Source organism: Anaerosporobacter sp., assembly GCF_965301125.1.
This window is the reverse complement of sequence record NZ_CBDLAM010000335.1, coordinates 822-2,330: the sequence shown is the minus strand read 5'-3', so window position 1 is coordinate 2,330 and position 1,509 is coordinate 822. Positions and strand designations below refer to the sequence as shown.

Sequence of the window (1,509 nt, the reverse complement as noted above, 5' to 3'; positions counted from 1 at the left end):
GCGTTTTCTGACCTATAAAAATATATATTATTTAATACTAATTTGAAAAAATTACATGTGTATTATAAAGCAATCTCCATATAATAATATCGTAACAAACAACAACACGACTTATTCAAGTGCTAACATTTGAATAGTGAATGGAGGAGTTTATTATGGCAAGCAGAAATCATTCAGCAGTACCAGAAGCAAGAGAAGCGATGGACAGATTTAAGTATGAAGTAGCAAGTGAATTAGGAGTACCATTAAAACATGGTTATAATGGTGATTTAACATCATACCAGAATGGTTCTGTAGGCGGTTACATGGTCAAAAAAATGATCGAAGAACAAGAAAAATTAATGGCAGGTAAATAAACAAGCCATTAATGAATAAGCAAAAGAATTATATGTAAGTAGATACATGCGAAAGCAAATGGTTTATTAGCATATAAACTGTGCAAAAGAAGATAGTAAAAATGGCATAATATTATGATTTCATAATATTATGCCATTTTTTTCTGTAAAATAAGATGTTTTATAATTAATTGTGAAAATAAAGGAAAAATGTAGATTATTACTTCTATTATTCAAAAAATATGATATAATGGTATAGATAATCGAATACGGGATGTAATATTTCGTAAATATGACCTTGGAGGATTCCTTTCATGATGAATCAAAAAGATGTTATTATGTTAATTGATGATGACGTAGAGAATAAATCTACATTTCATGAAATATTATCAGATACATATATAATTATTGATGTAAGTACTATCTCAGAAGCACTATCCAAGTTAGAAAATCATTCTGTAAGGATATCCGTAATTCTGTTAAATTTAATGATGTCGAATAAGTCTGGTTTTACATTTCTCTCACAACTTCAAAGCATGGATGCTTCAATTAATATCCCAGTTATTGCTACAACAATTGACGATGATGAATTGAAAGTGTTAGAAGCACTTGAGTTAGGGGCTTATGATGTTTTTGTAAGACCTTTTAGTAAAGCACTTATTGAAAGAAGGATAGCTAATATATTTCAAACGTTAAAGACAGCGGCTGTAATTAACTCAATTGAAAAAGATGCTTTAACTGGGCTATATAGCATGAATTTTTTTGCAGAGAATGTTACAGAAGTAATACAGAATAATACTGATAAAAGTTACCTTTTAATCTTTGCTAATATTTCGAAATTTAAGTTAGTGAATGAACTCTTTGGTAGAGCTGAAGGTGACCGTTTACTTAATTTCATTGGTAAAACCATGATTGATACAATTGGTGAGAACGAGATATGCGGACATGCCGGTGCCGATAATTTCTTTATTTTAATGGACTGCGATATGTATAGCGAGGAAATTATTAAATTAATAGTGAGTAAATTAAACGATTATCCGATACCAATTAATATTGTAATGCGGTTTGGTGTATATATGATAAGTGATATTTCAATGCCAATTGAAAAAATATGCGATCGCGCCAAATTAGCAGTGGATACATTCGAAGGAAATTATGATTCTTTCATTACTTA

Annotated in this window: 2 protein-coding genes; both read left to right on the top strand. The window is 29.6% G+C overall.

Going from position 1 to position 1,509, the window contains the following annotated elements:
- The first annotated feature begins 155 nt into the window (after positions 1-155).
- Positions 156-356 (top strand): small, acid-soluble spore protein, alpha/beta type, encoded by a 201-nt coding sequence (locus ACW2QF_RS19580; RefSeq protein WP_455717697.1) that lies wholly within the window; start codon positions 156-158, stop codon positions 354-356.
- 293 nt (positions 357-649) lie between these two features.
- Positions 650-1,509: diguanylate cyclase domain-containing protein (locus ACW2QF_RS19575; protein ID WP_455717696.1), on the top strand; the 860-nt coding region annotated here is incomplete at its 3' end.